The following is a 17,602-nucleotide window of genomic DNA, read 5'->3' as shown; positions in this document are numbered from 1 at the left end:
CACTGACTATAAATACTCATAGAGTATGATATAATATGTGCGGTGATGGTATGATTTTAGTCTTTGGTGGGGCATTCAACCCACCGACCAAGGCACACAAAACAATTTTTGAAACGCTAATGAGTCGATATCAACCATCGCTTTTTATCTTTTTACCAGTGGGTTCGGCATATCCAAAGCCAGAATTGATCGATTTTAAACACCGTAAAGCGATGCTTGAAATCCTAACCAACCACGTGCCTTCCGTATTGGTTTCAGATATTGAACAGCACCCACCTTTTAAAGGCAGTGTGTCTGCGTTAGATCATTTTAAAATCCAATACAATGAACCCGTAAAGTTTGTTTTAGGGTTAGATAACTTACTCGATTTACCGAACTGGATTGAATACGAACGCTTACTTAAAGAAAATCAGTTCATCGCGATTGACCGTAATGGTAGCGCGAAAGATAAAATCCTTAAGCATTACCCTTTATATCAAGACCATTTCGATGTGGTATCATTAGACATCTCTACCGCGTCTTCCTTATTTCGAAAAGACCCAGTTCGCTATCAAGACATGATTGAACCCAAGGTCTTAGATTATATCTATAAGCATCATCTATATGGAGTGTGACCCCTATGTATCGTGAAGGATTTCTCAAACTGGCTTTAGTGACCCCAAGTGTGGAAGTCGGAAACCCAGTCTACAATGTCAATGAAATACTAAAAGCGATTGACGGTTTAAATACCGGCATCGCACTTTTTCCTGAGTTATCCATTACTGGGTATACGTGCGGTGACCTTTTTTACCAAGACAGTTTAATTCAAACTGCGAAAAGAGAACTTCAAAGACTCTTAAATGAATCGACCTTTAAAGGGATTTTATTGGTAGGTCTACCTTTAGATATTGAAGGGGTTTTATATAACACCGCTATAGTGATTCAAGGGAATAAAATCCTTGGTGTGATCCCGAAGAAGTATTTACCAAATACCTATGAATATTATGAAAAACGCTGGTTCAACTCCGGCTTAGATATTCAACTCAAAGAAGTACTACTCTTGAATCAAATGGTGCCGTTTGGCGATTTGATTTTTGAAGATAATGATAAAAATATCCGTTTTGGTGTCGAAATTTGTCAAGATATGTGGACAAACTTTTCACCAGGGAATGCGCTAGCGTTAAACGGCGCGAATATGATTTTAAACTTATCTGCTTCTAATGAGTATTTAGACAAAGAAGCTTCTAGACGGATGGTCGTGATTGAAAACTCACGCCGTAATGCAGGAGCCTATGTCTATGTCTCCTCAGGGATGATGGAATCCTCTTCAGACACCGTGTTTTCAGGACACAATATGGTCGCGATTAATGGCCAACTTCGTGATGAAAAATTCTTCAATAGCCCGACCACTAAAGTGTTACTCACTGAAGTGGATTTTGGTGAGATCCATTTCACCAGACGTCATGATACGAACTTAAAAGATGCGTTACACCGTATGAAGATGGATGTAACACGCATTCCGGTCAGTTTCACCGACGATCCAAACTTTGAGTTTTCAAAAAAACTCGATGAAATGCCTTTTGTTCCAAAACCAAAACAAGCTAAAAAAGCGTTTGAAGACATCAAACGCATTCAAGTTCAAGCACTTGCGAAACGCTTATTACATGTCAACTTACCTACTTTAGTCATTGGGGTTTCTGGTGGGTTAGACTCGACATTAGCCTTATTGATAGCCCATGAAACCTATCAATTCTTAGGATGGGACCCAAAAGGTATCTTTGGGGTTACGATGCCTGGATTAGGTACCTCAGACCGCACCAAAGAAAATGCGTTAATTTTGATGAAAAAACTGGGGATTACCCATCAAGAAATTTCGATTGTGGATGAAACCCATAAACATTTTGATATGATTGACCAAGACCCGAATTTGACCGATATTACCTATGAGAATACCCAGGCTCGTATTCGCACGATGACACTTATGAATCTAGCGAATAAACACAAAGGCATTGTCTTAGGCACTGGCGATTTATCCGAAATCGCCTTAGGGTTTATGACCTATAATGGCGATCAAATGAGTATGTATGGCATCAATGCAGGCTTACCAAAAACCTTAGTACGTTTTATGGTAGAAATGTATTCTACTGTCCATGAAAATTTAAAAGAAACCTTACTCGATGTTGTTCATACCCCTGTATCTCCTGAACTCATTAAAAATCAAAAGACAGAAGATATTTTAGGGAAGTACATGATTAACGATTTTCTCTTACATAGACTTTTACGCTGCGGTGATGAACCCGCTAAAATGGCGTTTTTACTTAAGCACGTCTTTAAGCTCACAAGTGAAGAAGCTGAAACCCGTGCAAATTATTTCCTAAACCGTTTTTACAACCAGCAATTCAAACGTCAAGTCTTACCTGACGGACCTAAAATCCTAGACATTACGCTCTCACCAAGAGGCGATTTTAGAATGCCTAGTGACATCAAAGTGGTGATTAAATGAAAGTAATCCTAGGCTTATCCGGTGGTGTCGACAGTAGTGTCGCAGCCATCAAACTCTTAGAATTAGGCTATGAAGTCGAAGGCGTATTTATGCGCAACTGGGACTCGGCAGCGAATCAAGACGTGTATGGCAATCCAACCGTCAACGATGAGATGTGTGCTCAAGAAGTCGACTATCAAGACGCCTTAAAAGTAGCCAATCAAATTGGTATCAAACTCCATAAAGTGGATTTTACACAAGAATATTGGGATCAAGTATTTCAATATTTTTTAAGTGAATATAAACGTGGTAGAACCCCAAACCCAGATATTTTATGTAATACGGAAATCAAATTCAAAGCGTTCTTACACTACGCGAAGAGTTTAGATGCAGATTACATCGCAATGGGACATTACGCGAAAACGGAAATGGTCAATGGAAAAGTACTCTTAAAACGTGCCCATGACGATAACAAAGACCAAACCTACTTTTTATCACAACTCACAGAAGCTCAAATTGAAAAAGCATTATTCCCACTAGGGGATATTGATAAACCAGAAGTCAGAGAAATCGCGAAAGCACACAATCTCGCTACCGCTGTAAAGAAAGACTCCACTGGAATCTGTTTTATTGGAGAACGTCAGTTCAATCAATTTTTAAGTAACTACATCTATAAAAAACCAGGTAAAATGACGAAACTCGATGGGACATTCATCAAAGCTCACGATGGCTTGATGAACTATACCATTGGTCAACGTAAAGGTTTGGGTATCGGGGGATTAAAAGAATACGATTTAGAACCGTGGTTCGTCGTCGGTAAGGATGTCGAAAAGAACATTTTGTTCGTTGAACAAGGCTTCCACCATCCATACTTATATTCCAACCGTTGTATCGTCAAAGACGTCGTCTGGCGTTATGAAAAAGACTTAAGTGGTAGAACCTTTACAGCGAAGTTTAGATACCGTCAAAAAGATACCGATGTATTTTTAAAATGGCTGGATGACACCACTTTGGAAGTCACCTATCCAACCACCGTTCGCGCTGTGACCCCGGGTCAAGCGTGCGCGATTTATGAAGGCGATGTCTGTGTGGCAGGCGGCTTCATCGATACCGTATATATGAATGAAGAAAGAAGAAACTACTGATGCATAAAGCTTGGCTCTTACTTGCCTTTTCACTCTTAGTTGGACTCGGGATGAATTTAGCCCATCCTGTAACCCCAGCGCATTTAGACTCCATCGGGATTAATAAATCACTGTTTGGTGTCTTATTTGCCAGCATGAACTTAGGACAATTCATATTCGCTCCGATTTGGGGTAATTTAGGTGACCAAAAGAACCGAACGATGGTCGCCTTTATTGGTATCTTAGGCTACGCGATTTCACAATTATTGTTTGGATATTTTACAAACGTCTATTTAATCATTTTAGTTAGATTCACAGCTGGCATTTTCGCCTGTGCCATTCTTTCTAATGGTTTAGCCCACATCTCTGTCAATCCAGCCTTTGGCCGAAATAAAGCGAAACTGATTTCGCTTTTTGTAGCGTTCAATGTCATTGGATCAACATTGGGTTACTATATTGGCGGAACCATTGGCGATTATTTTGTGGGTCAAGAATCGGTCTTGATGTACATTCAAGCGGGATTCAATATCCTATTGGCTATCTTTACGCTACTATTCATTCGAATGGATGAAGAAGTGAAAATCGTTAAAAAACGTCAAAGTGCGATTGCGCAACTTTTACAAATCAAAGAGTTATCCAAAGAACTCTTCTTACTCATTATCATCATCGCGTTGGTTTCGATTGCACAAACCAACTTTTCAAAATATCTAGATATGTATATTACCGACTTAGGGTATATGCCTTCAACGATTGGTACCTTAGTCTTTACGACTGGAATGGTCACGTTGTTGGTCAGTTTTCTCGTCGTACCTTATCTCAATAGACACTTCAAAGAAACGAAAACCTTGTTGGTTGTAGTCATTCTTCAAGCTGTTTTTACAGCCTTAACGTTTGGACTCAATCAAAGCCATTTCCTACTTTGGGGGTATACGTTCTTTATGGTCTACACCGCGGGTAAAGCTATTTATGAACCCGCTGTGGCTTACCATTTATCGAAGTACACTGAAATCTCACCTGGGGTCTTAATGGGGTCTCGTCAAAGTGCGATTTCATTAGGCGCGATCATCGGACCACTCATCGCTGGACTCATTTATGACGATATTGGGGTTTGGATGTTTATTGTGTTATCCGGTATTTTAGGAATCAGTGCCGTTTTATTATTTATATACAATAAGCGGGTGAAAGTATGAGAATATTAACCGGTAATGTCACCCATTATTTATTTAGAAATCAAGATAACGGGTATTCGATTGCGAAAGTGATCCTAGAGGATGAATCCGAAGTCATCATGACTGGGTATTTTCCTGAACTTTCGAAAGAAGTTACCTATACATTTAACTGTGAAGAAACGACCCATCCAAAGTATGGGATTCAATATAAAGTCATCGCTTTTGATAAAGCCGATGTCCAAAATAAAGAAGGCCTAATCGCCTATCTATCTTCAGACTTATTCACAGGGATTGGACCTGTCAAAGCCCGTAAGATGGTTGATTTATTTGGCGATCAAGCGATCAAAAAGATCTTAGACGATAAACTCATTTTGATGGAAGTTGGTTTAAACCGACTTCAAATCGAACGCTTTTATCAACAACTCTACGACAATCAAGTGATCGAATCAACGCTTGTGAAACTCTATGGGTATGGCTTATCTTCAAAGATGGCGATGAGACTATTCAATAAGTATAAAGATGAGACGCTATCTGTTTTACAAAATAACCCATATCGATTGATCGAAGACATCGAAGGGGTCGGCTTCCAAAAAGCAGACGCCATCGCTGAACTTTTCTCAATTAAAAAGGATGACCCAAGACGGGTTGAAGCCGCAATTCTTTACGGGATCAAAACCTATTCATTCTCGAAAGGGGATACCTTCTTATTTAATAAGCAACTCGATACGATTTATGAGGTGATGTTACCTGAGATTTCTGATCAAAAGAAATCAGAAGGTTTAAATCGACTCATCGAATCGAATCACCTCTTACAAGAAGACAATAAGTATTTCTTAAAAACTATTTACGATACCGAACTCGCTGTATCGAATCATATCAAGCGTTTGATGGTACCGATCGAAGACCGTACCAATGAAATCTTAAACTTGATTGAGCGGGCACAGTTTGATTTAGGGATTGAATATACTGAAAAACAAAAAGACGCGATATTATCCGCACTTTCATCCTCAATCTCAGTTGTTACTGGGGGACCTGGTACAGGAAAAACCACGGTTATTTCAGGGATATTGTATGTGTATTCAAAACTCAATAAGATTGACTTAGGCTTAGAGTCTGCGAGTGAAGAGATTCTCTTAGTCGCGCCGACCGGACGTGCTTCACGCCGGATGCAAGCCGTGATGAATGTCAAAGCGATGACGATTCACCGCGCGCTAGGCTATAATTATGACGGCATTTTCTTATATAACGAGAACTATCAACTGCCACACGATTTAGTTGTTATTGATGAAGCATCAATGATTGATATCTTCTTAGCTGAAAACCTCTTTAAGTCGATTCCTGCTCATACACAGGTGATTATCGTAGGGGATGAAGACCAGTTGCCATCGGTTGGACCTGGGTATGTCTTAGGTGATATCATCGCTTCTAACCAAGTCCCGGTGATTCGATTAAAAGAAATTCACCGCCAAGCGAAGAATTCGAATATCATTGGACTCGCTCAAGTGGTGAACGAACAACGTGTTGAAGATACCGATTTTGAATCGAGAGAAGACATTAAGTTCATGTATCTTGAACCGAATAAAATCATCGATACAATCAAAGAAACCATCAAACAAGCCTTATCGATGGGGTATGATTTATATGAAGACATTCAAGTCTTAATCCCAATGTATAAAGGCCCACTTGGGATTGACGCTGTGAATAAAGCCTTACAAGAAACCTTAATGACATTTTCTAAAACCATCACGTATGGTGAAAAAGTCTTCACGATTGGCGATAAAGTCATTCAACTCACGAACTCCCCTGAAAAAGGCATTATGAATGGGGATATCGGAATCATTAAAGACATCTCAAAATCCAAAGACAACGAAGACATCATCTATATCTCTTTTGATGACCATGTGATCCCATTCCAAAAAGGGGACTTAGAAGACTTAAACCACGCCTACGCGATTTCAATCCATAAATCTCAAGGGTCTGAATACAAAGTTGTCATTATGCCTTTAGTAAGAGCTTATATGAGATTACTGCGTAAGGAACTACTTTATACTGGCATCACCAGAACCAAAACCCATTTATCCTTATTAGGAGACTTAAGACTAATCGAACAAGCTTCTAAGGTGTTGAATGAAAAAAGACAGACCCGTTTGGCTCACTATCTAAATGAGTCCATAGAATCTGTCGAAGTTGATGTGTCGCCGTACGACTTTTTGGAATAAACTTTGAAACCAAGTGTATAAAAGCACTTGGTTTTTTCTATAATTTTCTAGCTCTTAAACGGTCAAAATTCTCAATGAGTTTTTTCGTTTCTTCGATAGTTAATACACGACCATAAGTCACAATCACGTTATCGACAACCACCCCTGGGGTTCTCATCAAACCAGATTGTGCGATCGCTTTTAAATCTGTAACATATAATACTTGTGCATCTAACCCCATTTCACTGACCGCTTTAGATACATTCTCATAAAGCTTTTTACAATTGGCACAGCCTGAACCTAAGACTTTGATTTCCATGTGTAGCCTCCTATATGAATAAATAACCTAACGCGTTGAATAAGTAACCGACGAGTATAATCCCTGTCGTAACAATCCCTAAAAAGGTAAAAAGTAAACGGGGTTTAACGACTTTCTTTAATAAAATGAGCGAAGGTAAGGATAGTGTCGTAACAGCCATCATAAAGGCTAAAACAGTGCCTAAACCGACCCCTTTAGACACTAAAGCTTCCGCGATTGGTAGTGTTCCAAAGATATCTGCGTACATCGGAATCCCCACAAGTGTCGCGATTAATACCGAGAATGGGTTATCTTGACCTAAGATGGATTCAATAAAGGATTGTGGTATGTAGCCGTGAATAATCGCGCCAATTCCCACCCCAATTAATACATAAAGCCATACTCTATGAATGATTTCTTTCACTTGATTGAATGCGTAATGCATGCGGTCTTTTTTAGTCATGGGTAAAACTTCACCTAAATCGGTCATCATCATAGGTGTGGGTTCTTTAACAAACTCTTCGACATATTTTTCCATTTTAAGCAGGCTAATTAAACACCCACCGATGATCGCGATGAGTAACCCAGTAACGACGTAAGCCAGTGCGACCCACCCATTAAAAATGGTTGCGAGAAGTAGAATCGAAGCGAGGTCTACCATAGGCGATGAAATTAAGAATGAGAAGGTCACACCAATCGGTAAGCCTGCTTTCGTGAATCCAATAAAAATCGGAATCGATGAACACGAACAAAAAGGCGTCACTGTACCCATTAAAGCCCCGAGTGTATTCGCCCATAAACCTTTAAACTTACCCAACAAGGCTTGCGTTTTTTCTGGGGTAAAATAAGACTGAATATAACTCGATAAGAAGATCAAAATGGATAACAAGATGAAAATTTTGATGACATCGAAAAAGAAGAAGACAATGCCAGCATAAAATGGTGAATCGGGTGTTAACCCTAAAGTTTGAAATAACCATTCGAAAAAATCACTCAGCCAAGTCATTTTTAAGAATAAGTCACTGAAAGCTTGCCAGAGGTTCATTTAGTCTTACACCCTGGTTCACTCGATTTGAGATCAATTAAGAATGTTATCAACTCATCAATCAAATCGGTATTGACTGTGTGTTTTTTCCAAGTCCCTTCTTTTTTAGCGGTGGTTAACCCAATATCCGATAAAGTCTTCAAATGGTAAGAAAGTGTCGGTTGAGAGATATCTAGATTATCAATCAGTGTACAGCCGCACGTTTCACCATCAATCAATCGCTTAAGAATTAAAAGGCGGTTTGGATCGGATAGGACTTTGAAAAGATTCGATGCGTGTTCTTTAGTCATAAGAATTCCCTTCTTTATATAGATAAACATCAATATAGATATCTATCAATATTATAAGCCTTTTTAGGAGGATTAGTCAATCTTTCTAAGCTCATAAATCAATAAAAAAAGACACCCTTTCGGATGTCTTATATAAACATATTAAATTAGAAATCGAGTTGATCAGAAGCGTGTGCGGCTAATACAGAACCAAGTAATGGGAATACAATAAATACCCAAGATTGTTCTAATGCGATGCCACCTTGGAATAATGCAGGGGCTAAGCTTCTAACAGGGTTTACACCGACACCAGTTAAGTCAAATCCGAATAGAATCACAACCACTAAGGATAACCCAATGATTAAACCAGCGAATGGTTGAGTCTTTTCTGAACGAGTCGCGCCAAGGATTGCGAACATGAAGATGAATGTCATGATCATTTCAACCACACCACCCATTAAGAGTTCAACAAAACCGTCTTGTGGTAATGCAGCGGAAACTGTGTTTGCACCAAGTGCTGCGTTAGAACCTAAGAATAGAACAAGCAGTCCACTACCTGCAATCGCACCTAAAAGTTGACCTAAGCTATAAACCCCTAATTCAACTGTGGATAATTTTTTCTTTAAGAACATGGTTAAGGAGACTGCTGGGTTGAAATGACCCCCAGAAATGTGACCTACTGCGAATGCCATTAAGACAACGCTTAAACCGAATGCTAAAGCTGTGACTAAACGGTCACCACCGGTCATGACTGCGACCCCGGTACCGAATAGTACTAATACGAATGTACCTAAAAATTCTGCTACACCTTTTTGAAATAATTTTTTCATAGTTATATATACCTCCTAAAAAGCATTTTAGCACGGTTAAAAGATTAGGTAAAATGAAGTGCCCAATAAAAACTTTTCTAGATAATTAATAAGAATAATTATAAATTAATAATATAGAGTTATTCTTTTAATCTAGGTGTAAAATTCTCGTTAAATATGAAGAAAAACTGTGTATTTTCGAAACAAACACATGATATAATAGACGAGTAACTCGAGGACCCCAAAATGAAGAACATTTTACATACGAAACCATTAACTTATATTACCCTAATCATTCTATTTGCACTACCCTTTTTTGTAGATGATCCAAAGTCTATTTATGAAGGGTTTATAGAAATTCAAATTAGCCCATCGTTACTCATATCTGACTATTTAAGAATCGGTGGACTTGGCGGGTCCTTAATGAATCTAGCCATTGTAATACTGATCAATGTACTACTCATACGCTTATTAAAACTCAAACTCAATGGCCCAATCTTTGCTGGACTCTTAACGATTGCAGGCTTCGCATTCTTTGGTAAAAACGTCATCAATGCGCTACCGATTTATTTAGGGATATATTTAAATAGTCGCTTCCAAAAAGTTGAATTTAAATCGTTGATCATTGTACTCTTATTATCAACCGGGATTGGACCGATTGTAAGTTATATGGTTTTTGGATCTGGATATGATTATCTATTATCGATTCCACTGGGGATTGTGATAGGGATACTGGTTGGATTTATGTTACCAATACTATCGGTACATATGATTAGATTTCATAAAGGTTATAACCTATATAACATTGGATTTACGATGGGGTTGGTCTCACTATTCTTCTCAGCCATCTTTAGAAATGTATTAAAACTTGACTTGTTTGGTTTTGATTCCTCTACCAGTGAAGACTACCATCTATTCTTATATATATTGATTTTAATAGGTTCAATACTCACAATCATCCTCGCGTTAGTCAGTAAAAAAGACGCCTTCAAAGACTATCCAATAATATTGAAGAGTAGTGGCCGTTTGGTTTCCGATTACATGCGTGAAACCTCAAAAGAAACAACGATGCTTAATGTCGGAATTATGGGTTTAATCTCCTTGTTGTTCATTACAGTCTTAGAGATTAAAATCAACGGGCCGGTATTTTCAGGGATCTTAACCGTCATGGGCTTCGCAGCCTTTGGGAAACACCCCAAGAATTCTATTCCTGTCATGCTTGGAGCGACTATCTGGTTTTTATATGTCAGATATTCAACAGGTACGGTTGGTGTTGGTCTTCAAATTGGTGTGTTATTCGTTACAGCCATCGCGCCAGTAGCTGGACGTCATGGGTTCTTAGTTGGTATTCTCGCAGGCTTTACCCATGTGATGTTTACCCCACTGACTTATCCATTCCAGGGTGGATTTGACTTATACAATAACGGATTCGCAGCAGGCTTTGTCGCGGCGATCATGATTCCGTTATTTGATTTCATACGTAAAGATAAAATTGTGGAGGATACCCTATGAACCCCAAACAAGAACGCAGAGTGATAGCCCAAATCATTGAAGAGTTAACCTTGTTTTTACTGTTTCATGGGTATACAGAGTTTAGAATCGATTTTCAAAGTGATGAGAAACAAGAAATTTATGTTATCGATGTACCTCACATGCGTGAAGAACTCATCAAACGCATTCAAACCCAAATCGATCAACCCCGCGAAGAAGCCTTTGAACAAACCTACTTCGAATTATTAGGTGAACTCGATTCGAAAGAAGACCTCGATTTATTAGGCATATTCATCGACGAATTGGTTGTTAAACACACAGAAGATTCAGTCACGTTAACGTTAATTCGTAAAAAATAAGCACTCGGCAAATATTAGCCGAGTGCTTTCTTTTATTTGAGTAATTTTTTCATCGGATTGATGTAGCCACCCGATACATTCGATATTTCATTCGATACGATCACAGCGGCTTCGTGAACCGATTTGATGATGTGAACGGCTTTACCGGCATCACGACGGTTCGCGTAAATCATTAACATGGTTTTCTCATCGTCTTTGCCCATCGCTTGAAGGGTTGTCACACCAAATCCAGAGGCTCTTAATAAACTCGCGATATCATTCGATAAGGCTTTACTCGTAATGGTTTGAATCATCACTTTACCAAATGCGAGTTTTTGTTCGATTAAGGACCCTACATACACACCGGCTGCGAAACCAAAGCTGTATGAGACACCCTTCATTGGCGATTCGCTTATCCCGTTTATGACAGAACTCGCAACAAACACCCATAAGAAGATTTCGATAATCGCTAAAGATGTACCAATTTTACGGTAACCTTTAGAAATTAAAATGATGCGCATTGTCCCAATCGAGACTTCAATAATTTTCGCTATAAATATCAATAACAGTTCCGAAATCGGTGTTATTGTTAACATCTCTACAAAGTTATTCCACATAGAATCACCACCTCCATTATTCTAACATAGAAGTAAATAAACTGTACCGATAAAATCACTTATGAAACCACTTTTTTGAGGGCTTCAAGCTCTGTTTCAGAAAGCGGTCTAAACTTGCCTTTCGGAAGGGTTTCATCTAAGGCAATTGGACCGAAGGATACGCGCTTCAAATAGGTAACAGTCATGCCTAAAACCATAAACATCCGTTTAACTTGATGGTATTTGCCTTCCTTAATAGTGAGTAGGGCTTTTTGAGGTTCTAAGAGTTCAATCTTACTTGGCATACATAGATACCCATCCTCTAAGGTTACCCCAGTTTCGAATAAAGCAGTGTAAATACTTTGGTAATCCCCACTGAACTCAACATAATAGGTTTTATCGACATGATACCTTGGTGATAACAACTGATGGGCTAATAACCCATCGTTGGTAATGATTAATAAACCCTCAGTATCTAAGTCGAGTCTACCGACAGGAAACGTTGCGTAGTGTTCATACCCTTTAATCAAATCTTTGGTTGTTTTATGATTGGGGTCATAATTAGATGAAATCACACCAGCTGGTTTATGTAACATTAAATAGACATGTTTAGTGTAATTAGACTTCTCACCACTGACGATGATTTCATCGTTTTCTTCATCGATTTTTTGGTCATCTTTTTTAATGATGACACCGTTCACCTCAACCAAACCTTTTTGGATTATTTTTTTGACCTCACTGCGGGTACCATGGCCCGCATGGGCTAAGTATTTATCCAATCTCATGGTGTTTATACCTCTGGTAAATAATATAGGCTACCCCTTTTGGATTGAGTAGTGATTCATCAATCGGCAGTTTATACCAAGAAGCTTCATCGACTTCTTTAGACAATACAAATGGGACTTGTTTAACTCTTGATATATAACATAAGAAGAGCGTATCCAAGCGTTCATGATAAAATGATTCGACAAACTTTAACGATTCTACCGTTTGACCAATTTCTTCATAAACCTCACGTTTAACGGTATCTTCTGCGGATTCGCCTGGTTTATAGTATCCTGCAACGAATACTTTATGGGTTTTGGTGACATAGTCTTGTCTCAATAAAGCAACCTCTTCAAATTCGTTGATCACCATCGTTAAGATACAAACTGGGGCGTGATCAAAAACCGGCTTTGAACAGGTTTCACAGTAAGGCACTAAGCCTTCATCCCCGATGATACGTTCAAGTAGACGCATGCCACAATGTGGACAGTAAATAGATTTCATAGTACATACCTCATGACTCCATTGTATCAAAAAAATATCGAATTGAGCCTTAAACCCGTTATTATGGCTTTAGTCCGATAATTTATTGTAAAAATATTAAAAATATCTTATAATGAGGGGGTAGTTAGACTTAGAAATCGGGGAAATAGAAGTGAATAAGGAAGTTTACGAGAGGCTCTTTAGCGAGTCTAGTTTAGGTATGGTTCATAACAAAATGATCTTTGATGAAGAAAATCAAGCCATTGATTATATTGTTTTGAATGCGAACGACGCGTATTTCAATTACATGAGCGCGACAAAAGAACAGCTCATTGGTAAACGCATTTCGTTTTTATCAAATGAAACGAATCACTATTTAGAGGGTTGGATAAAATCCTACGAGAAGGTTTTTACAACCTCTGATACGATTGAATTCATTCAGTATTCAAGTTTACTTAGAAAAACATATTATGTGAAAGCATTTCGAATCAGTGAAGATGAATTTGTATCTAGTATCGATCTTTTTGACTCCTATAAACAAGCATTTGAAACTTCAAAGATTGAACAAAATTTGATTTTGAATGCGATCGCAGAAGGCATTATTGTCCTTTCTAAAACACATGAAATCACCCATATGAATCAACGTGCCTTCCATATTTTAGGCTACGATGATTCTTTCGAACTCATGGGTAAAAATATATTTAATGTCTTATTCAGGGAAGTCTATTTAGAGAAAGAACAAAAATTCATTCAAAATCTGGATAAATTACCAGTGTTTAACCGTTTTTCAAGGTTTCAAAAAGCTGACGATTCCTGGGTCGATGTATCCATGTCGATTTTAATAAAACCAGGCAAAAACTCTGATATTGGTTATGTCATCTCATTCCAAGATGTGACCCAACTAGAAGGACTCAAACGACAAGTGGAAGAAAGTGAACATACCAAGGAAATACTAGTGAACCACTTACCAGGGATGATATACCGTTGTAAGATTGATGAGGATTGGACGATGGAATATGTCAGTGAAGGGTTTAAAATTCTGACTGGGTATGAAGTATTTGAAGTCATCAACAATGAGCGAATCGCTTTTAATGACATCATTCATCCAAACTATCGAAAAATTTTGGTAGAAGCTTGGAAAACTACCATTAACGAACATACTAACTTTGAAAAAGAATATATGATCATCACCAAAGATGGTAAAAATAAATGGGTTTACGAACAAGGCAAACCAGTCTATGATGAAGCGGGTAACCCAATTGCTTTAGAAGGCATCATCATCGACTTGAATAAACGTCGTGAACGTGACCTTGAAATTGAACACATGATGTATCATGACCAATTAACGGGTCTTCAAAACCGCCTAGCCTTTGATGAAACCATTCAAAAATTAGACGATGAAAAAGCGTATCCGTTTGGTATATTGATCGCCAATATCGATAACTTAAAAATGATCAATGATTCATTTGGCCGTGCGGTCGGGGATCAAGTCATTATGGATTTTTCAAATGTCATTAGAGCCTATGAGAAGAAGGGTTACTGTGTGGCGAGAACCGGTGGGGATGAATTCTCCATCATCCTCACGAACTCAAGTACTTTAGAAACCTATGATGTGATGATTGAAATCCAAGAAAAAGCCAAACTACACACTTACAACGGTCCGGATAACTTAACTTACCAACTCACAGTATCCTGTGGGTTTGAAACTAAGGTTTCTGAAGAAACTGCCATTCGTGATGTGATTCGCTGTGCAGAAGATTACATGCATAGACGTAAACTATTAGCGAGAAGCCGTTCTAATCGTGATTCGTTAACCTCAATCAAAGCGACGATGCTGGCGAACTCACAAGAAACCCAAGACCACATGGAACGCATGGGAGAGATTGCGTTAAAAGTTGGCGCTAAATTAGGTTTAAAACAATATACCATGGATGATTTATACTTATTAGCGATGTTACATGACATCGGTAAAATCGGTGTACCTCATCATATCATCAACAAACCAGGTCCTCTAACCAATGATGAGTGGGAAGTGATGAAGCGCCATCCTGTAATCGGGTACCAAATCGCGATTTCATCGGTCGATTTGAAACCGATCGCAGAAGGCATCTTAAATCACCACGAACGCTTTGATGGTAAGGGATATCCTAATAAAATTAGTGGTAGAGACATTCCGCTCATCGCGAGAATTGTATCTATCATCGATGCGTATGACGCGATCACACAAGACCGCCCCTACCGCATGAAAAAAACACACGAAGAAGCCATTGAAGAAATTAAAAAACATGCTGGTACTCAGTTTGACCCAGATATCGTAGAGGTATTTGTGCATATATTTGATTAGGAGTAGTACATATGGATAGCCTGTTAAAACGCATCAAAGTCTTTTTGATCACTTTTATCACGCTACTCTCAGTGCTCACCATTTTTGGGATTTATAGCCCGCTATCACAAACCATAGAAAAGGAAAAAAGGAGTCACTTCATCACGGCAGCCGAAATCTACCACGATTCGATTGAGTCCTTTATTTCTAATGCTTTTCAAGATGTGCATGTGATAGCATCAGACTATGATACCAAAACTCGGTTGATCGACTATTGGGAAGGCAACCAAACTAAAGCAGAAATCACTGCTTATTTCGATGTTGCTTTTAAGGAACACCTTGAAATTTATGAAGGTGTACTATACGCTGAAATTGGTGCGAATAACGAATTTTTAAGCAGTTATGGGACTAGTGTAGAAACCTATCCTTATTCAGAAATTATCATGAATTTTTATGGACATAAGCTCATAAAAACCGATACCAAAGACATTTTAAGAATTACCTATCCTGTCACTTTAAATGTCACGAATGTGGGTTATGTGGTTGTATATTTTGAGTTAGAACCCATCCTTACCTCGCACCAACATTTATCGTTATCGCTTTATCCAAATAATAGTGAACTCCAAGAAATCTATTTAAATTCAAAACAGATTAAAGTAGATAATACGACTTTGTACTTACACGATGATCACGTTGACTACATTGGGGTATTCCCAGGAAATCAAATCTTTTATGTGATATCCATCAATAATACCGATTTGTACGGTAATTCGAATTCCATCGTCAAGTATAGCATTATCGCCCTCATCCTCATCATTTTTATCGCATTTACGATCTTCAACACAGCGGTATTTAAAAAAGCTCAACAATTGGTCATTTCAACCAACATCGAAAAAGAAGAAATCCTACAAATCGCCGATGTCGATTCCTTAACGGGTGCTTATTCGAGAAGCTACTTTGACCGGTACGCGAAGACTTTTAATCGAAGATACGATTCAAGTTGGATCGCAAGCCTCGTGATGATTGATTTTGATGATTTGAAAACCATCAACGATACGCATGGACATTTAGCTGGCGATACTGTATTGAAAACAGTTGTTCAAATGGTGAACGAATCCCTAAGAGCGAATGACCTCTGTTTCCGCTTTGGCGGCGACGAATTTATCATCATTTTAGAGGATTGTGATTTAGAACTCGCGCATAAAATCGCGAACCGTTTGATGAATGATATTCAAAATGTATCTAACGCATTGCCTTACACAGTATCAATTTCATTTGGGATTGCGAAACTCTCAAATAACAGCGATATCAACGCAGTCATTCATGAAGCCGATCAAAATATGTATAAAGACAAAAAACAAAAAGATCAAAGAAATTACGATTTATTCAACGTTTAGAACCGACATTCTAAACGTTTTTTGTTGTATAATAAGGATAGGAGGGATACGATGAAACGATACGAAAAATGGATTTATCTTGGTTTATATCTCATATATACAATCATTTACTTACAGCTTCTATTTGGTTTTGCCCGTTATGAAGGGTCCTCTGGTATTGTATTATTTTTATTTACCATGATCTTATTCAACATCCTTTATGGTGTTTTTACCTATAAGGTCAAACCGAACCTTATGGCAATCATTTTAGCAACCTTCTATTTTGTGTGGTTTACAATTGTCTTATTTGAAATCACCCCAGTAGATTCAGGTATTCTACCAGCCTATACCATTCATTATTTGTGGATTAATCTAGGTTATTACCCAGCTAAACTCACCGCACTCAATGCGTACTTTGAAACTGTACTCGCGGTATCTGTTTACGCTATCCCACTGTTGTTACTACTCAATGTCGATTTATTTAAAAAGTTTGGAAAGGATATTAAGAAAGGATAAAATATATGGACGATTTAGAAAAAGTATTAGAAGTGATGACACGAGCATGCATCCCGCTTACTCAAAAAGAAATTGAAGCGAAATCAGGATTAGACCCTAAAACCGTAGATAAAGCGATGAAGGCCTTAAAGAAAGACGAAAAGATCATTTCAAAAATCCGCTGCAAGTGGGAACCCAATCAAAAGTAAGATATCCAAAACAGGATATCTTTTTTTATTTACTAGGAAAGTTCGTCTTTTATTGTTCTATCTAATAACAATTGATTTGTGACTTTTATAAAATTTTCTCTAAAACAACATTTAAAATGCCCTCTTTTAATGACTTTCTATATAATTAAATAT

At 38.2% G+C, this 17,602-nt stretch carries 18 protein-coding genes; 11 read left to right on the top strand and 7 right to left on the bottom strand.

Annotation, left to right across the window (positions count from 1 at the left end; all coding sequences use genetic code 11):
• The first annotated feature begins 50 nt into the window (after window positions 1–50).
• The 5 genes from N7603_RS06350 to recD2 are packed head-to-tail and all read left to right on the top strand — an operon-like array spanning window position 51 to window position 6,973.
• Window positions 51–614, top strand: coding sequence for a nicotinate-nicotinamide nucleotide adenylyltransferase (locus tag N7603_RS06350; protein WP_262096566.1), 564 nt, complete (start codon window positions 51–53; stop codon window positions 612–614).
• 5 nt (window positions 615–619) lie between these two features.
• Window positions 620–2,482 carry an NAD(+) synthase gene (locus N7603_RS06345; RefSeq protein WP_262096565.1) on the top strand — a complete coding sequence of 621 codons (1,863 nt, stop codon included), beginning with the start codon at window positions 620–622 and terminating at the stop codon, window positions 2,480–2,482.
• Window positions 2,479–3,606: a tRNA 2-thiouridine(34) synthase MnmA gene (gene mnmA / locus N7603_RS06340; protein ID WP_262096564.1), complete on the top strand. Its 1,128-nt coding sequence runs from the start codon at window positions 2,479–2,481 to the stop codon at window positions 3,604–3,606. The genes N7603_RS06345 and mnmA overlap by 4 nt, the downstream gene beginning before the upstream one ends.
• Window positions 3,606–4,775 (top strand): MFS transporter, encoded by a 1,170-nt coding sequence (locus N7603_RS06335; protein WP_262096562.1) that lies wholly within the window; start codon window positions 3,606–3,608, stop codon window positions 4,773–4,775. Before mnmA ends, N7603_RS06335 begins: the two co-directional genes overlap by 1 nt.
• Window positions 4,772–6,973 (top strand): SF1B family DNA helicase RecD2, encoded by a 2,202-nt coding sequence (gene recD2, locus N7603_RS06330; RefSeq protein WP_262096561.1) that lies wholly within the window; start codon window positions 4,772–4,774, stop codon window positions 6,971–6,973. The genes N7603_RS06335 and recD2 overlap by 4 nt, the downstream gene beginning before the upstream one ends.
• Before the next feature lie 37 nt (window positions 6,974–7,010).
• Here the strand turns inward: recD2 and N7603_RS06325 are convergent, their stop codons facing one another.
• The 4 genes from N7603_RS06325 to N7603_RS06310 all read right to left on the bottom strand — a co-directional run bounded on the left by N7603_RS06325 (window position 7,011) and on the right by N7603_RS06310 (window position 9,394).
• Window positions 7,011–7,271, bottom strand: coding sequence for a thioredoxin family protein (locus tag N7603_RS06325; RefSeq protein WP_262096560.1), 261 nt, complete (start codon window positions 7,269–7,271; stop codon window positions 7,011–7,013).
• 10 nt (window positions 7,272–7,281) lie between these two features.
• On the bottom strand, window positions 7,282–8,295 hold the full coding sequence (locus N7603_RS06320; RefSeq protein ID WP_262096559.1) for a permease: 1,014 nt from the start codon (window positions 8,293–8,295) through the stop codon (window positions 7,282–7,284).
• Entirely contained in the window at window positions 8,292–8,585 is a 294-nt protein-coding gene (locus N7603_RS06315) for an ArsR/SmtB family transcription factor (RefSeq protein ID WP_262096558.1), read from the bottom strand. The genes N7603_RS06320 and N7603_RS06315 overlap by 4 nt, the downstream gene beginning before the upstream one ends.
• Before the next feature lie 146 nt (window positions 8,586–8,731).
• Complete coding sequence (locus N7603_RS06310) at window positions 8,732–9,394, bottom strand: MIP/aquaporin family protein (RefSeq protein ID WP_262096557.1); 663 nt, start codon at window positions 9,392–9,394, stop codon at window positions 8,732–8,734.
• Window positions 9,395–9,619: 225 nt separating this feature from the next.
• On the opposite strand from N7603_RS06310, the gene N7603_RS06305 reads away from it, so the two are divergent.
• Window positions 9,620–10,885 (top strand): DUF1576 domain-containing protein, encoded by a 1,266-nt coding sequence (locus tag N7603_RS06305; RefSeq protein ID WP_262096556.1) that lies wholly within the window; start codon window positions 9,620–9,622, stop codon window positions 10,883–10,885.
• Window positions 10,882–11,223 (top strand): hypothetical protein, encoded by a 342-nt coding sequence (locus N7603_RS06300; RefSeq protein WP_262096555.1) that lies wholly within the window; start codon window positions 10,882–10,884, stop codon window positions 11,221–11,223. The genes N7603_RS06305 and N7603_RS06300 overlap by 4 nt, the downstream gene beginning before the upstream one ends.
• Window positions 11,224–11,255: 32 nt before the next feature.
• Here N7603_RS06300 and N7603_RS06295 read toward each other — a convergent pair whose 3' ends face one another.
• Genes N7603_RS06295 through N7603_RS06285 form a run of 3 tightly spaced genes read right to left on the bottom strand, consistent with a single transcriptional unit; the run spans window position 11,256 to window position 13,067 of the window.
• On the bottom strand, window positions 11,256–11,819 hold the full coding sequence (locus N7603_RS06295; protein WP_262096554.1) for a DUF2179 domain-containing protein: 564 nt from the start codon (window positions 11,817–11,819) through the stop codon (window positions 11,256–11,258).
• A gap of 59 nt (window positions 11,820–11,878) precedes the next feature.
• Window positions 11,879–12,583 (bottom strand): pseudouridine synthase, encoded by a 705-nt coding sequence (locus N7603_RS06290; RefSeq protein WP_262096553.1) that lies wholly within the window; start codon window positions 12,581–12,583, stop codon window positions 11,879–11,881.
• On the bottom strand, window positions 12,570–13,067 hold the full coding sequence (locus N7603_RS06285) for an NUDIX domain-containing protein (protein ID WP_262096552.1): 498 nt from the start codon (window positions 13,065–13,067) through the stop codon (window positions 12,570–12,572). Before N7603_RS06285 ends, N7603_RS06290 begins: the two co-directional genes overlap by 14 nt.
• 151 nt (window positions 13,068–13,218) lie before the next feature.
• On the opposite strand from N7603_RS06285, the gene N7603_RS06280 reads away from it, so the two are divergent.
• The 4 genes from N7603_RS06280 to N7603_RS06265 are packed head-to-tail and all read left to right on the top strand — an operon-like array spanning window position 13,219 to window position 17,449.
• Window positions 13,219–15,390 carry a sensor domain-containing diguanylate cyclase/phosphohydrolase gene (locus N7603_RS06280; RefSeq protein ID WP_262096551.1) on the top strand — a complete coding sequence of 724 codons (2,172 nt, stop codon included), beginning with the start codon at window positions 13,219–13,221 and terminating at the stop codon, window positions 15,388–15,390.
• 11 nt (window positions 15,391–15,401) lie between these two features.
• On the top strand, window positions 15,402–16,766 hold the full coding sequence (locus N7603_RS06275; protein WP_262096549.1) for a GGDEF domain-containing protein: 1,365 nt from the start codon (window positions 15,402–15,404) through the stop codon (window positions 16,764–16,766).
• 51 nt (window positions 16,767–16,817) lie between these two features.
• Window positions 16,818–17,261 carry a hypothetical protein gene (locus tag N7603_RS06270; protein ID WP_262096548.1) on the top strand — a complete coding sequence of 148 codons (444 nt, stop codon included), beginning with the start codon at window positions 16,818–16,820 and terminating at the stop codon, window positions 17,259–17,261.
• Window positions 17,262–17,266: 5 nt separating this feature from the next.
• Window positions 17,267–17,449 carry a helix-turn-helix domain-containing protein gene (locus tag N7603_RS06265; RefSeq protein WP_262096547.1) on the top strand — a complete coding sequence of 61 codons (183 nt, stop codon included), beginning with the start codon at window positions 17,267–17,269 and terminating at the stop codon, window positions 17,447–17,449.
• Window positions 17,450–17,602 lie beyond the last annotated feature (153 nt).

Origin of the sequence: Paracholeplasma vituli, assembly GCF_025446935.1 — a bacterium.
In the GTDB taxonomy this organism is placed as follows: domain Bacteria; phylum Bacillota_I; class Bacilli_A; order Acholeplasmatales; family UBA5453; genus Paracholeplasma; species Paracholeplasma vituli.
This window is presented reverse-complemented; position numbering and strand designations above follow the sequence as displayed.

What these genes read in the sequence shown, in the direction of transcription:
- N7603_RS06310 (WP_262096557.1), bottom strand. Translation starts at nt 9,394, where the DNA reads ATGAAAAAATTATTTCAAAAAGGTGTAGCAGAATTTTTAGGTACATTC.
- recD2 (WP_262096561.1), top strand. Translation starts at nt 4,772, where the DNA reads ATGAGAATATTAACCGGTAATGTCACCCATTATTTATTTAGAAATCAA.
- N7603_RS06295 (WP_262096554.1), bottom strand. Translation starts at nt 11,819, where the DNA reads ATGTGGAATAACTTTGTAGAGATGTTAACAATAACACCGATTTCGGAA.
- N7603_RS06300 (WP_262096555.1), top strand. Translation starts at nt 10,882, where the DNA reads ATGAACCCCAAACAAGAACGCAGAGTGATAGCCCAAATCATTGAAGAG.
- N7603_RS06325 (WP_262096560.1), bottom strand. Translation starts at nt 7,271, where the DNA reads ATGGAAATCAAAGTCTTAGGTTCAGGCTGTGCCAATTGTAAAAAGCTT.
- N7603_RS06335 (WP_262096562.1), top strand. Translation starts at nt 3,606, where the DNA reads ATGCATAAAGCTTGGCTCTTACTTGCCTTTTCACTCTTAGTTGGACTC.
- N7603_RS06305 (WP_262096556.1), top strand. Translation starts at nt 9,620, where the DNA reads ATGAAGAACATTTTACATACGAAACCATTAACTTATATTACCCTAATC.
- mnmA (WP_262096564.1), top strand. Translation starts at nt 2,479, where the DNA reads ATGAAAGTAATCCTAGGCTTATCCGGTGGTGTCGACAGTAGTGTCGCA.
- N7603_RS06320 (WP_262096559.1), bottom strand. Translation starts at nt 8,295, where the DNA reads ATGAACCTCTGGCAAGCTTTCAGTGACTTATTCTTAAAAATGACTTGG.
- N7603_RS06265 (WP_262096547.1), top strand. Translation starts at nt 17,267, where the DNA reads ATGGACGATTTAGAAAAAGTATTAGAAGTGATGACACGAGCATGCATC.
- N7603_RS06315 (WP_262096558.1), bottom strand. Translation starts at nt 8,585, where the DNA reads ATGACTAAAGAACACGCATCGAATCTTTTCAAAGTCCTATCCGATCCA.
- N7603_RS06290 (WP_262096553.1), bottom strand. Translation starts at nt 12,583, where the DNA reads ATGAGATTGGATAAATACTTAGCCCATGCGGGCCATGGTACCCGCAGT.
- N7603_RS06285 (WP_262096552.1), bottom strand. Translation starts at nt 13,067, where the DNA reads ATGAAATCTATTTACTGTCCACATTGTGGCATGCGTCTACTTGAACGT.
- N7603_RS06345 (WP_262096565.1), top strand. Translation starts at nt 620, where the DNA reads ATGTATCGTGAAGGATTTCTCAAACTGGCTTTAGTGACCCCAAGTGTG.
- N7603_RS06350 (WP_262096566.1), top strand. Translation starts at nt 51, where the DNA reads ATGATTTTAGTCTTTGGTGGGGCATTCAACCCACCGACCAAGGCACAC.
- N7603_RS06270 (WP_262096548.1), top strand. Translation starts at nt 16,818, where the DNA reads ATGAAACGATACGAAAAATGGATTTATCTTGGTTTATATCTCATATAT.
- N7603_RS06275 (WP_262096549.1), top strand. Translation starts at nt 15,402, where the DNA reads ATGGATAGCCTGTTAAAACGCATCAAAGTCTTTTTGATCACTTTTATC.